Here is a 14,279-nt window from a genome sequence, read left to right as displayed (position 1 = left end):
CACTACTGAACAAGCAACAGCAATTACAGCGAACACGGCCAAAGTAGGAATCACGACACAACAAGCTTCAGACATTACGGCCAACAATGCCAAAACTGGAATTACTGCTGGTCAGGCTAGTGAAATTGCTGCCAATACGTTGAAGGTTGGAATCACTACTGAACAAGCAACAGCAATTACAGCAAACGTTGCAGCCATTTTATTAAAAGAAGATATAGCTAATAAGTCAAAAGATATATATACAGATCAAGCTTCGGATGTTAAATTTCCATCTGTAAAAGCGGTAAAAACCTATGTTGATGTCTATTCTACTTTTAATGCCATAAGCACGATAACGGCTAGCTACACGGCTACAATTTCCGATTACACTATTTTATGTAATAACAATTCGGGAACTTTTCAATTAACTTTACCTTTAGCATCAGAAACGAAAGGAAAAATTTACGTAATTCGTAAAACAGATGAGTCCACAAATTTGTTGATGATAAGCCCAGCATTAAAACTTACAGAAAATACTCAAATTTCTTCTCTGGATTACCCAAAAACAATGCGAGTACAATCTAATGGCACTAATTGGTATATTATTGACTAATTTTCCATATTAAATTTTAAAAAAAATGCGTACAAATTCATTTTCTAAAACATTTTTCTATCTCGTTTTGCTTTGGCTTTGTGCCAACAGTGTTTCTGCACAAATAATGCAAAAATTTGGTGAGAATTCAAGTGCAATTAATGACAAGGCTGTTTTAGAATTGGAAAGTACAACCAAAGGATTTTTGCTTCCTCGAATGACAATAATTCAAAGAGATCAAATTGCTAACCCGCCTGAAGGCTTGATGCTTTGGTGTACGGATTGTGCTGCAGGCAGCGGCTCAGAAGTAGTGATTTGGATCAAAAATTCGTGGAAACCTCTTTTTGATTCGCAACTGGCTGAGAGTAAAATGCTTATTGGGAATGCTTTGTCCAAAGCGGTGCCTGTTGCAATAAGCGGTGATTTATTGATAAATAGTAATGGCGTAAGCACTATTGCCAATAATGCAATTACAAACGCAAAGATTTATGATGCAGCAGTTACCGACCTCAAAATTGCTCCAGGTATTAATAAATCAAAAGTGGGTTTGTCAAATGTTGATAACAGTTCTGATGCCGAAAAACCAGTATCTGATGCTACAAAGGCGGAATTAAATTTAAAATTAGATATAAGTGCTAAAGGCGCTCTAAATGGTGTGGCGAGTTTAGTATCAGGAAAAATACCATCGGATCAAATTCCCTCAATATCATTTACTTCAGTAAGTGTAGTTTCTTCTGAATCAGCAATGAGAGCCTTAAATAGTATTGTTGGTAGTGTAGCTATTCGTACGGATCTGAAAAAGAATTATGTTTTATCCCAACCTGATGCTAGTATCCTTTCTAATTGGGTAGAACTCTTGACACCAGCTCCCCCCGTGCAATCCGTTAATGGAAAGACGGGAAACGTTTCATTCACCAAAACAGATTTGATTTTAAATAACGTAGACAATACATCCGATTTAAATAAACCGGTTTCGACCCCTGCAAAGAATTATATTGATAATCAGGTTCTTTCAGCAACTGCCGACGCTACGGTTTCTGCAACCGGTAAAATAAAATTAGCGGGCGATTTGTCCGGAACGGCTTTGGTACCTCAGATAACGGTTAACGCGATAACGAATTCAAAGTTAGCAGATTATGCGGTAACAGATAGTAAAGTCGCATCCGGCATCAATAAGTCTAAAGTGGGTCTGGCCAATGTTGATAATATAAGTGATGTCAATAAACCGCTATCCAGTGCGGCTAAAAATGCGCTGAATTTAAAGTTGGATAGCAGTAAAATAGGGCAAGCTTCTGGAGCAGCTAGTTTAGATGCAAATGGTAAAATCCCATCTTCTCAAATCCCGTCTATATCTGTAAGTGCAGTCGAAGTCGTAAATTCGGAGTCTGAGATGCTGGCTTTGATAGCAATAATTGGAACAACAGTAATTCGAACCGATACCAATAAAAACTATATTTTATCAAAAGTAGATGCTAGAGTTTTGAGTAATTGGGTTGAGTTACTAACTCCCACTGGGGGCATTCAGTCAATTAATGGAAGAACGGGAACAGTTGTATTGACTAAGACAGATCTTTCCTTGTCTGATGTAGACAATACCAGCGATGCAAATAAGGCACTTTCGATCGCTACTTCTGAAGCATTAGATTTAAAAGAGGCCTTGTCCAATAAAAGTTTGGATCTAAATTTGGATCCCGATTCTGATTTAAAATACCCTTCGGTAAAAGCGGTAAAAACCTATATTGATGGGACTATTGGAACAAATGTGACAGCAGAGACAAATAATCGCATTGTTGCAGATCAAACTTTAGGATTGAATATAGCCGCCGAAAGTACAAGGGCGAAAGCTGCGGAAGCAGTCAATAGTGCCGCCGCTATAAAATTAGAATCTCAGGTTGATAGTATTAACGCTTTGGAAAAGGGACGTATTTTAGTGGGAAATAGCAATAATCTGGCTGAAGAAGTTGCCTTGTACGGAGATGCCAGCCTAAATAATACCGGCAATTTAACAATAAGTACGAATGCCATTAATAGCGATAAAATTCTAGATGGAAGTGTCAGTTATTCCAAAATTCAAAATATAACCTCCAATACTATTTTAGGCAGAACAACTTCTGGATCAGGTTCAGTAGAGGAAATTGCAACGACCGGAAAGCTACAAGTTGTTTTATCAGAATCTCCAATATTATCAGGAGTACCTGAGGCACCAACAGCTACCGCATTAACAAATACAAACCAAATTGCCACTACCGCTTTTGTATTGGCCAATACTAACGGATATCAATCGGTAAATGCAAGTCAAGAAATAGCTACAACTTCAACAACTGAAGTAGCGGTCGAAGGAATGAGCATAAATCCAGGTGTAGGGGTATATTCTGTCATGTTCAATGGTCAATTTGTAAGTTCATCCGCAGGAACAACTGCCCGAGGAATTGCAGATTTATCGACGGCTTATCAAAAACTCATTGATGCAACAACAACAAATTCAAGCCACGCTGCTACATTTGGAAACGGAGAAACTCTTTCTGCCGGTGTATATACTATCGGTGGCGCTGGTTCAATAGCAGGAACACTTACTTTGAACGGAACGGCTAATGATATCTTTATTTTTAAAATACACGGAGCATTGGCCACCGGAGCAGATACAGTCGTTAAATTAATAGGTGGAGCACAGGCTTCAAATGTTTTTTGGGTCGCCACTTCAGCCGGAGCAATGACAATCGCTGCCACAACTAAAATGGTAGGCACACTTTTTGCCTATAATGCTGCAGCTTCAATTGGTTCAGGAAGTACACTCGAGGGACGATTATTCAGTAATGGAGGAGCGATTGCTATTGGTCCAAGTACAATAACGATACCTACAGGTTCTTCTTCGGTAAATTTAGGCGAATTAAGTGGTTATGCCTTATTTACGTCTTCTGGAGCAATTAATAATACTGGAACTTCCACAATTACAGGAAATATCGGTACGAACGCAGGAGCGGTTACTGGTTTTGTTTCTCCAACAGTAGTTAATGGTTCTATTTTTACACCTGAAGCTGATTCAGGAGGAGCATTGACGAGCTTTAGCATTTATCAAAATGGAGTGTTAATACCCAATTCAACCCGAACAAAAATGGGAGATCGGGGAGATGTTTCATTACTCGCCATAGCAAATGTATTAGAAGGTCAGTCAATCGATATTAGATGGAAGACCTCTTTAGGAAAATTAAAACTACAAAACAGAATTCTTACCCTTATTAAAGTGCGTTAAAATTATATTCTTTTTTGTGAATTATTCGTGATTTCGACTGACCACATCATAAAAATTTAAGATCACTAATTACACCTTAGGTTTATGTTAAATTGTCTCGGGGTATATTGTTTCAAATTATTAATCACTACTACAAAGTGAATATAATTGAAAGAGTTTATGGCTACAGGTGTCAAATCCTTGCTAGCTAATAGTTTATATTTGCGTGTTCGAGTTACTACAACGACTTGCATTTTAGAAATGTATTACTTGCTGAGCGTCTGTAACCAAGTCATGTATACAAAGTTCAAGGTGTCGTATTAAATTAAGGACTGGTTTTATATAAACTAATACCGCTTTTAAATTATCTACAGCGCTAAAATATCTTCAGTTTCGTGTTGATTACTTTTTTCTAATGATCTTTTTGAACAGGGTTACAATTCCCAATACAATTCCACCGATTGTAAGACCGATTAAAAATTCGGTTACGATGGCCGGTAATTGCGGTAATACATGATGTAAGAAATCGATATTATGTACAAATATGCCACCTGCCACTAATATCAGGGCGATTGTGCCTATTACGGATAGACTTTTGATGACCTTTGGTAGTGCTTGTACCAGAATAGTACCGATCGTTTTTGTAAAACTTTTTTCTTTGGAACTTAGTTGAATCAGTTTTAAACCTGCTTCATCCATTCGGACAATTAAAGCTACAATCCCGTAAACACCCACAGTTGCGATTATTGCAATGATAGAAACAACAAGTATTTGTGATGAAATAGGCTTTCCAATTACGGTGCCCAGTGCAATAATTACAATCTCTACTGATAAAATAAAATCGGTTACGATGGCTGATTTTATTTTTCCCTTTTCGAAAGCTAATATTTGTTCTTCGGTCATCGGTTCCATTAAAATTTCGTGCTTTGCATGTTCATGCGGAAAGAAGTATTCGTATATTTTTTCGGCACCTTCGTAGGCTAAATAAAGCCCGCCAAGCACTAAGATTACGATAACAGCCACAGGTAAAAATGCACTCAACAGAAAGGCGATGGGTAAAATGATTACTTTATTAAGGAATGAACCTTTTGCAATTGCCCACAATACAGGAAGTTCTCTTGACGAAATAAATCCGGAAGCTTTTTCGGCATTTACGGCCAAGTCATCGCCTAAAATACCTGCCGTTTTTTTGGCTGCAATTTTACTCATTACTGCAACATCATCCATGATTGCTGCGATATCATCTAATAGTGTGAAAAAACCTGATGCCATTTTGATTGTTTTTTAAACTGCGTTGATTTTGGTATTGCCTAGCCAAATTTAATTTGCGCGTTTTGATTGTTTATTCCTGCGAAGCTACTACTTTTTGATGTACTCTATTAATAAAATGAGTGAATTTTTAATTACCATTCACTCGAAACCTTTCTTTATTTGTAGTACTGTTTTTAATTACTTTTGAAATAAAAATAAGTATGGGATTCAAACATGTATTTATAGCCAAATTAGATTGGCTTTTTTCTAAAAAGGAAGCGGCGAAGTATACTAAAAGCCATAGGATAACGATTGACGGCAAGGCTGTTTTACATGTTTCGGCGGCTAAAGCCTTCCAAGGAGATCCTGCTTTGTACAATCCTGAAGATTTGTTATTGAGCAGTGTGGTTTCCTGTCACATGATGTCTTACTTGTATGTTTGTGGACAAAATGACATCGAAGTGGTTTCCTATACGGACGAAGCCGAGGCAACTCTGGAGGTCTTGACCGACGGTAGCGGCCGTTTTATTGAAGTTAAACTAAATCCTAAAGTGCGTATCAGCAACAAAGAAAAAATAGCGGAGGCACTTAGCTTGCATAAAAAAGCAAACCAACTCTGTTTTATAGCCAATTCGTGTAATTTTCCAATTATACACTTTCCAACTTGTGAAACTGCAACTACAAATTAAATGGGTTGTGCCTATTTACTTTTTTTGGAGAATTATTATAAAATAGCAATTAAATCAGCGGGTTGGTTTAATACATATTTTGCGCCATTTGAAAGCAATTCTGCCTCTGGTCTATAACCCCATGAAACCCCTACGGCACACATATTAGCATTCGTTGCCGTTTGCATATCAATACCGGAATCGCCTATGAAAAGGATTTCTTCTGCTTTTAATCCAAAGTGTTTACTTATTTCCACGGTTTTAAACGGATTTGGTTTTTTTAGTGATTCTGTCGTCAAACCTAGTATTGGATTAAAATAATCAGGAAATAGGGCTGCTGTAATTTCCTTTGTCAGGTCATCTGCTTTATTCGAGAATACACTTAGTTTTATATTGCGTGATTTTAATTCGTCTAATAATTCGAATATCCCATCATAGGCTTTTGTTTTATGTGTACAATTATCACGATATACGTCAACCATCAAATGGTAACAATGATCAATTTGTGTTTCCTCATTATGTGTTGCCGGCAAGGCTTTAGTGACCAAATTTCTAAGGCCACTACCAATGAAATATTGATAAGCATCATAATTGTGAGTAGGGAAGTTGAGGCCTTGAAGGACACTGTTCATCGCATCTGCAATGTCTTCCAGAGAATTCACCAGTGTTCCGTCTAAATCAAAAATAATTCCTTTAAATTTCATTTTTTATTCTTTAAATCAATCGAAAGAATGTGTTTTTCGATTGTTGTTTGGATATCCTGTCCAAAGGTAGAGATATTGTTTTCTTCTCTTGTCCTATTAAAAATTTATAACCTGAGTTCGATTAATAATTTTAATCTATAGATGTTATTTCATAAAAAAAAGAGTCTATTTCAACTCTTTTTTATTCTAACTGTTTATTTGGATTTTGTTTAGTGCAAAATATTCGTGCTATAAATACAACTCCTTTTTCGTCCTCTTTGTAGAGCAATTTATAATCTCTTACAATGATTCTTCGATACTCAGGTTCTATTTCGTCTTGCTGATATTGTTCTATATAACGAAGTTCTCTTGTTACTTTTAGAATCTCATCTTTTACATTTGTTGCTCCTTGTGCTGATTTTTCATTATAATAATCGAAGATGGTTTTTAATTGTGCTTTGGCTGTATTTGTCCAGATAATTTTTAATTTATCCATTACCAATTCTCAGATTCTTTTTCTAAATCTTCCTGCGTACTATATTCTCCTCGTTTTATTTCTGCTTTTGCTTCTGCTAATTCCGATTTGTACATCGCTCGGGTTAATGGTTTACCTTCAACTGCAAAAGCTACTGTTTCCTCTTTTTGATAGCTTTCAATAGCCGCTTTAACAACTTTTAGAAGGCGTTCATCTGCGGTATTTATAGATTCTAAAATACTGTCTCTTAACTCTAAAGCTCCCATGATTACATTGTTTTTAGTCTCTCAAAGGTAGTTATTTTGGTTTGTATATTTTTTGTTTTTTAGGCGAAATAAACCCGAGCTAATTTAGAGTTGTTTGAAACTTAAATTTATAGATTTTTTTAATACTGAAAGGTCTAAGCATAAGAATTTTAAATATGACAATTTCGAAGTCTGGAGAACTTCGGACAGTTGGAATTTTTCTATCTTAGAATTTAAAGGTGGTTAATCAGTTTTAGTTTAAATAGTTTCAATTACACTCTCTTGTAATCTTCTGGATTTTGATGTTACTTCAATTCGGTTGAAATCATCTTCCGAACCGTAACCTACGGCCATTGCAAAGAGTGGTTTGTAAGCTGCCATATTAAGAATGTCCCTGTATTTATCAGATTCTATACCTTCCATTGCTGTCGAATCCAGACCTAATGCAACACTAGCCGTCAAACCAACTCCCAAGGCGATGTACACTTGTTTGGACAACCATATTTTCAAATCGGCTTCTGGCATACTTGCTTTCATTTGATTGTACCAATCCCTTCTGGCTTGCGGTAATTCGGTGTCTACCACTTTTTGAAAAGCATCCAAATCATCCGCTACACTAAATACAACTAATAGTTGCGCTTGATTTATTTTTTCTTCATTATGCATAGAAACAGAAGCTAATTTTGCTTTAATTTCTGGATTTTGTACAAATGTAAATTTCCAAGGTTGAATATTTATAGAGGAAGGAGTGAGGCGTAAAACCTCTTTCAAATCTTCAATTTTTTCTTGTGGTATAACCTTGTCAGAGTTGTATTTCTTTGCAGTGTATCTTTTTTTTATTAATTCTAAAATATTCATGACTCTGTTTTTTAAAAGTTTTAATATTGTAAAGTTAAGCCAATAATAGATTTAAACCATTTGATTGATAGTAGCGAACTTGCATTTTGCAATGGTACTTGAGACTGCGTACATGAGACTTCGCCTAGCCTGAGTTATGTCAGATGTTCAAAAATATACCTTTCATCAAACGGCACTTCAAACGTATTTAAAAACGCCAAATATTCCTCTTTGAAGGTTTGCTTATTATGATGCTCTTCTTGATTGGCAATGTGTTTATAAACAGTATCAACTTGGGAATGGCTATACGAAAAAACACCATAACCTTCCTGCCATTCAAATCTTGATTTTGTCAGTTGGTGGTCATTGATATATTTGGATGATTTTGCTTTAACGGTTTTCATCAATTCTGAAATAGAAACCACTGGTTTCAATCCCAAGAAACAATGCACATGATCTTCAACAATTAATAATAATGGTTTTGCACCCAGTTTCATTAATCAAATTTCCAATTACGCCATTAATATAGATTTCCATTCCTTACTAATAAACGGCTTCTCGATACTTTACTGCAAAAACTGCTTGAATGTAAACTTGATGATAGGTATTTGCCATTTTTATATTTTTAGCTGAATCTTTATTCGTTTTTATTTTAATACCAACGGATTAAAATCCGTTGGTACAATATGAGCCGTTCCTATGGAACTTTTGCATGCGTTTTGTTTTGTTTTTAAAACCAACGGATTAAAATCCGTTGGTACAATATGAGCCGTTCCTATGGAACTTTTGCATGCGTTTTGTTTTGTTTTTAAAACCAACGGATTAAAATCCGTTGGTAGAATATGTGTCGTTCCTATGGAACTTTTGCATGCGTTTTGTTTTGTTTTTAAAACCAACGGATTAAAATCCGTTGCTAGAATATGTGTCGTTCCTATGGAACTTTTATATACGTTTTGTTTTTGATACCAACGGATTAAAATCCGTTGCTACAATATGAGCCGTTCCTATGGAACTTATTCATACGTCTCAGAGCCATCGGCTCGACTCATTTTGTAAGGCTGGACTTTAGTCCAGTTTATATAAAGAAACTCCAGCATCATAAAGAGCCATCGGCTCGGCCCATATCAGTACTCCTCCAAAATTACCCTTTTTATAGTTTTGCTAAGATATAAATAATATACTACAAATTATTCACCTTCTTCATTTGGAAAGGGTTAATAAAAGATCTAAATGGTTACCAAAGCAGTTTGTTTATCAAGATTTTATTTTGGATAGGTTGTTATCACTTAGCCCCGATGGAAGCAAGTATCCTTTTTTATAAACGCTTTTAACCTTATCAAAGTTTTGAACTGGGTTAGGGTTGCGTTTAAAAAGATACTGCGGACAGCGGGACAACTCGTCTTGAAAAATTAGAAATGTTCTGCTCCTAAAAAAGACATAAAAAAACACCAGCCTTTCGACTGATGTTTTCTATCAGCTTTGCCAAAGTTCAAAACTTTGGCAAAGCTTTTACTGATGAGTGGTTTAACTCACTAACTCGGTTTGATTTCTAAAAACTAATTTTCCGTCAAAGGCATCTATTAAAACGATGCTGTCTGTAGTTATTTTTCCGGATAGAATTTCTTTGGATAATTCATTGAGCACATCTCTTTGAATCACTCTTTTCACGGGTCGGGCTCCAAATTGCGGATCATATCCTTTCTCAGATAAATAGGCAATGGCTTCCGGAGTCGCGTCCATCGTGATACCTTGTTGTGCCAGCATTTTGGTCACATTTTTCAGTTGTAAGCCTACAATTTGAGCAATATTTTCATTGGTAAGAGGTGTGAACATTACAATTTCGTCAATACGATTGATGAATTCAGGACGAACTGTTTGTTTGAGCAATCCCAGCACTTCTACTTTGGCGAGTTCGGTGGCGGCTTCCACACTTCCTTTTAGATTTTCGAATTTCTCTTGTATAATTTGGCTTCCCATATTGGAAGTCATAATGATAATAGTGTTTTTAAAGTCAGCCAAACGCCCTTTGTTGTCTGTCAAACGTCCTTCATCCAAGACTTGTAACAAGATATTAAACGTATCCGGATGCGCTTTTTCAATCTCATCCAATAAGATTACGGAATACGGTTTTCTACGAACGGCTTCGGTCAATTGTCCGCCTTCATCATAACCCACATATCCCGGAGGCGCACCCACCAAACGGCTTACGCTGTGGCGTTCTTGGTATTCGCTCATGTCAATACGCGTCATTGCATTTTCATCGTCAAACAGGTATTCGGCCAAGGCTTTTGCCAATTCTGTTTTACCAACACCCGTTGTGCCAAGGAAAAGAAAGGTCCCCACTGGTTTTTTCATATCCTGTAATCCGGCTCGGCTTCTGCGCACGGCATCACTTACCGCCTGAATGGCTTCTTCCTGTCCTACGACTCTGTGATGCAATTCATCTTCCAGTTTTAGTAGTTTTTCTCGTTCGCCCTGAAGCATTTTCATTACCGGAATTCCAGTCCATTTGGCTACGACTTCGGCAATGTCTTCGCGGGTAACTTCTTCTTTTATCAACGAAGTTCCAGATTGGTTTTCTTGTAATTCTTTGAGTAAAAAAGCTAAACGTTCTTGTGCTTCCTTGATTTTACCGTACCGAATTTCGGCTACTTTTCCATAATCACCATCCCGTTCGGCACGTTCGGCTTCGTATTTGAAGTCTTCAATCTCCGTTTTTACGCTTTGAATGTTATCGACTACATCTTTCTCTGATTTCCATTTAGCGTAGATTTCGTTGCGATCTTCTTTGAGATTCGCCAAATCCATTCCTAAAATTTTGAGTTTGCTTTCATCTTTTTCTCGTTTAATGGCTTCAATTTCAATTTCCAATTGCATGATTTTTCGATCCAAAACATCGAGTTCCTCCGGTTTCGAATTGATTTCCATACGCAGTTTTGAAGCGGCTTCGTCCATTAAATCGATGGCTTTATCTGGAAGAAATCGGTTCGTAATATACCGTTGCGATAATTCGACAGCGGCAATAATAGCATCGTCTTTGATTTGGACTTTATGATGTGTTTCGTATTTTTCTTTGATTCCGCGTAAAATCGAAATGGCACTTTCAGTATCTGGTTCTTCGACCATTATTTTTTGGAAACGTCTTTCGAGTGCTTTGTCTTTTTCAAAATATTTTTGATATTCGTCTAATGTTGTTGCCCCAATGGCACGTAGTTCTCCACGAGCCAACGCCGGTTTCAGAATATTAGCCGCATCCATAGCGCCTTCGCCACCGCCGGCTCCTACGAGTGTATGGATTTCGTCAATGAATAAAACAATATCACCTTCGGCAGCAGTCACTTCTTTCACCACGGATTTTAACCGTTCTTCAAATTCCCCTTTGTATTTGGCACCTGCAATTAATGCTCCCATATCAAGGGAATACACGATTTTATCTTTCAAATTATCAGGAACATCTCCATCTACAATTCGGTGTGCTAATCCTTCGGCAATGGCGGTTTTTCCCACTCCTGGTTCTCCCACGAGCATTGGGTTGTTTTTAGTTCTTCGTGTTAGAATTTGTAATACCCTGCGAATTTCCTCGTCACGGCCAATAACCGGATCGAGTTTACCGGCACGGGCCAATTCGTTTAGATTTTTGGCGTATTTATTTAAAGAATTATAGGTTTCTTCAGCAGAGGCAGAGGTTACCCGTTCTCCTTTTCGCAATTCGTCGATAGCGGCTTTTAATCCTTTTCCGGTTACTCCCTGATCTTTTAATATTTGAGCAGCCTTAGTTTTAGAATCAAAAATCGCTAAAATTAAATGCTCTACAGAAACAAATTCATCATTCATTTTTTTTGCAATAATCTCGGCCTCATTTAGTGTTGTGTTTGCAGTTCTGGAAAGCATAACTTCCCCTCCAGAAACTTTCGGAAAACTCTGAATCGTGCTGTCCAATATTTGAAGAAACAAGGGCACATTTACGTTCAGTTTTTTTAAAATAAAAGGTGCCACATTTTCATCGACTTCAAAAATAGCCTTGAAAATATGTTCGTTTTCTATTTGTTGTTGCCCGTGGCTTTGCGCCAATTGTTGGGAAAGCTGAATAGCTTCCTGGGATTTGATTGTAAATTTATTTATGTTCATGATGGTTATTGTTTTGGTGTTATTTGACTAACTTTGCGAATCAATATTCAATTTATATTCCAATATAATAATATAGACAAATTGACAGAAATTTCATGATTGTTATCATATTTCAAAGTCAAAATGTCTTAAAATAAGATAATTATGAGTTTTTTTAAAAATATGTTCAATAGTTCAGACGACAAGGATTTAAATGAAAATAAAATCAATTGGAATGAACTAACCGATTTAGGACAACTGAATGAAATTATTTCTATTTCCAATGAAAAACCAGTAGCCATTTTTAAACACAGTACCCGATGCAGTGTAAGTAGGATGGCACTGAAACAGTTTGAAAATGAGTTTAATAGCTCAGATAAAGTTACGCCTTATTTTTTAGATTTAATAGCGTATCGCGATATTTCTAATGCCATTGCGGATCAATTTTGTGTAACGCATCAATCCCCACAATTGATTTTAATTAAAGACGGAAAAGCCATTTACAATGTTTCGCATAGCGATATTGATGCGGAGGAACTGAAAGGGAAGTTGTAAATAGTTAGGTTCTAGGTGTTTTTTTTGATCGTATTAAATTTATGGTTATTCTGTTGGCCGTTGGTTTTAACCAGCGGAATTTAAGATTTTGAAAGAATTGGCTATAGCCAAAATTGTTCAACCATTTTGGCTAAAGCCAATTCTTTCTTTTACATTTTATCGTTGGTTAAAACCAACGGCAATTAATAGAGCAATTTTAAAAACAATAAAATCCATTCGCTTCAACGAATGGATTTTATTATAACCATTATTTTTGTTTTGAATTAATAAGAATCTCTCATCTTCCTTTTTATTTCCTTTAAACACAAATTGTTAATACTTCCTTCGTGCGTATGTTTGGTTTCTTTTGGCGATTTGAAAGTGCCATTTTCCAGTTGTTCTGCAACTACTTTATAGGCATCTCTAAAAGGCATTCCGGCAACAACCATTTCGTTTAAGGAATCTACCGTAAACAAATAATCGTATTTTTTATCGTCTAAAATTTGTTCTTTTACTTTAATATCTTTTATAGCAAAAATAGCAATATCCAAACAGGCTTTGAGGTTTTGAATCGCTGGAAATAGTCCTTCTTTCAACAATTGCAAATCCCTGTGATAACCACTTGGCAAGTTGTTGGTAATTAAAGTGATTTCATAAGGCAACGCTTGAATTTTGTTGCATTTTCCACGAATCAATTCAAAAACATCCGGGTTTTTCTTATGTGGCATAATGCTGGAACCTGTTGTAAGATGAGCAGGTAAACTGATGAAATCAAAATTCTGGCTCATATACAAACAAACGTCCATAGAAAATTTTGCCAAAGTTGCAGCAACACTACTCATGGCAAAAGCAACCGTTTTTTCTGATTTTCCACGGCTCATTTGTGCCGCTACAGAATTGAATTTTAAGGTTTCAAACCCTAATTCCTTTGTGGTGAATGTTCTGTTAATTGGGAAGGAACTTCCATAACCTGCAGCTGAACCTAATGGATTTTGGTCTACAATTTTCAAAGCAGCATTTAGCATCGTCATATCATCAATTAGGGTTTCGGCGTAAGCAGAAAACCACATTCCAAAAGAAGACGGCATCGCAATTTGAAGGTGAGTATATCCGGGCAATAAAACATTTTGATGTTTTTCAGCCAATTCCATTAGCAAATCAAAAAGACTTTTTACTTGTTCCTTTAGTTCTTTAACCACGTCTTTTAGATACAAATTAACATCTACTAAAACTTGGTCGTTACGAGAACGGGCCGTGTGAATTTTTTTTCCGGCGTCTCCCAATTTTACTGTCAGTAAATATTCGATTTTGGAATGTACGTCTTCAAAACTATCTTCGATTTCGAAATGCCCTTTTTCTGCATCAATGACAATATCTTCTAAAGCCAGAACTAAAGATTCCGTTTCGGAAGTTGTCAAAAGCCCGATTTGGTGCAACATTTTGGCATGAGCAATAGAGCCTAAAGCATCGTATTTGGCAAGAACTAAATCTAGTTCTCTGTCGTTACCAACGGTGAAATGTTCTATTTGTTTATCTGTTGGTATTCCTTTTTCCCAAAGTTTCATATATGGATAATTAGATTTTTAGACTGTTAGATTAGCCCCGATAGCAGTGGAAATCCTTTTATTTTTTTTCTTTAAAAAAATAAAATATTGCAACGAATAGCGGGATTGGCTCCT

12 protein-coding genes and 1 pseudogene are annotated in these 14,279 nt (G+C 36.4%); 4 read left to right on the top strand and 9 right to left on the bottom strand.

Annotated elements, in window-relative coordinates; all coding sequences use genetic code 11:
- Positions 1-592 (top strand): hypothetical protein (locus ACNQGD_RS08070; RefSeq protein ID WP_417998934.1); only part of this gene is annotated, 592 nt, incomplete at its 5' end.
- A gap of 25 nt (positions 593-617) precedes the next feature.
- On the top strand, positions 618-3,821 hold the full coding sequence (locus ACNQGD_RS08065; RefSeq protein ID WP_417998933.1) for an ice-binding family protein: 3,204 nt from the start codon (positions 618-620) through the stop codon (positions 3,819-3,821).
- A gap of 381 nt (positions 3,822-4,202) precedes the next feature.
- Here ACNQGD_RS08065 and ACNQGD_RS08060 read toward each other — a convergent pair whose 3' ends face one another.
- A complete protein-coding gene (locus ACNQGD_RS08060; protein ID WP_417998932.1) occupies positions 4,203-5,072 on the bottom strand; it encodes a DUF808 domain-containing protein in 870 nt (289 codons plus the stop codon).
- Positions 5,073-5,272: 200 nt separating this feature from the next.
- Here ACNQGD_RS08060 and ACNQGD_RS08055 point away from each other — a divergent pair, with 200 nt between their 5' ends.
- Entirely contained in the window at positions 5,273-5,740 is a 468-nt protein-coding gene (locus ACNQGD_RS08055) for an OsmC family protein (RefSeq protein ID WP_417998931.1), read from the top strand.
- 35 nt (positions 5,741-5,775) lie between these two features.
- Here ACNQGD_RS08055 and ACNQGD_RS08050 read toward each other — a convergent pair whose 3' ends face one another.
- The 7 genes and pseudogenes from ACNQGD_RS08050 to clpB all read right to left on the bottom strand — a co-directional run bounded on the left by ACNQGD_RS08050 (position 5,776) and on the right by clpB (position 12,087).
- Positions 5,776-6,423: an HAD family hydrolase gene (locus tag ACNQGD_RS08050; RefSeq protein WP_417998930.1), complete on the bottom strand. Its 648-nt coding sequence runs from the start codon at positions 6,421-6,423 to the stop codon at positions 5,776-5,778.
- A gap of 181 nt (positions 6,424-6,604) precedes the next feature.
- Positions 6,605-6,898 carry a type II toxin-antitoxin system RelE/ParE family toxin gene (locus ACNQGD_RS08045; protein WP_417998943.1) on the bottom strand — a complete coding sequence of 98 codons (294 nt, stop codon included), beginning with the start codon at positions 6,896-6,898 and terminating at the stop codon, positions 6,605-6,607.
- Positions 6,898-7,143, bottom strand: a complete 246-nt coding sequence (locus ACNQGD_RS08040; protein WP_417998929.1) for a hypothetical protein — start codon at positions 7,141-7,143, stop codon at positions 6,898-6,900. The genes ACNQGD_RS08045 and ACNQGD_RS08040 overlap by 1 nt, the downstream gene beginning before the upstream one ends.
- 237 nt (positions 7,144-7,380) lie before the next feature.
- Positions 7,381-7,980, bottom strand: coding sequence for a nitroreductase family protein (locus ACNQGD_RS08035; RefSeq protein ID WP_417998928.1), 600 nt, complete (start codon positions 7,978-7,980; stop codon positions 7,381-7,383).
- A 134-nt stretch (positions 7,981-8,114) separates the two neighbouring features.
- Positions 8,115-8,574, bottom strand: a pseudogene (gene tnpA, locus ACNQGD_RS08030) (IS200/IS605 family transposase).
- Between the two features lie 32 nt (positions 8,575-8,606).
- A complete protein-coding gene (locus tag ACNQGD_RS08025; RefSeq protein WP_417998926.1) occupies positions 8,607-8,855 on the bottom strand; it encodes a hypothetical protein in 249 nt (82 codons plus the stop codon).
- Positions 8,856-9,483: 628 nt separating this feature from the next.
- On the bottom strand, positions 9,484-12,087 hold the full coding sequence (gene clpB, locus ACNQGD_RS08020) for an ATP-dependent chaperone ClpB (protein ID WP_417998925.1): 2,604 nt from the start codon (positions 12,085-12,087) through the stop codon (positions 9,484-9,486).
- Positions 12,088-12,231: 144 nt separating this feature from the next.
- Here clpB and ytxJ point away from each other — a divergent pair, with 144 nt between their 5' ends.
- Positions 12,232-12,621, top strand: a complete 390-nt coding sequence (ytxJ, locus tag ACNQGD_RS08015; protein WP_417998924.1) for a bacillithiol system redox-active protein YtxJ — start codon at positions 12,232-12,234, stop codon at positions 12,619-12,621.
- Positions 12,622-12,884: 263 nt separating this feature from the next.
- On the opposite strand, the gene argH is transcribed toward ytxJ, so the two are convergent.
- Entirely contained in the window at positions 12,885-14,165 is a 1,281-nt protein-coding gene (gene argH / locus ACNQGD_RS08010) for an argininosuccinate lyase (protein WP_417998923.1), read from the bottom strand.
- Positions 14,166-14,279 lie beyond the last annotated feature (114 nt).

The sequence above is a fragment of the Flavobacterium glucosi genome (genome assembly GCF_048286535.1).
Taxonomy (GTDB): domain Bacteria; phylum Bacteroidota; class Bacteroidia; order Flavobacteriales; family Flavobacteriaceae; genus Flavobacterium.
This window is presented reverse-complemented; position numbering and strand designations above follow the sequence as displayed.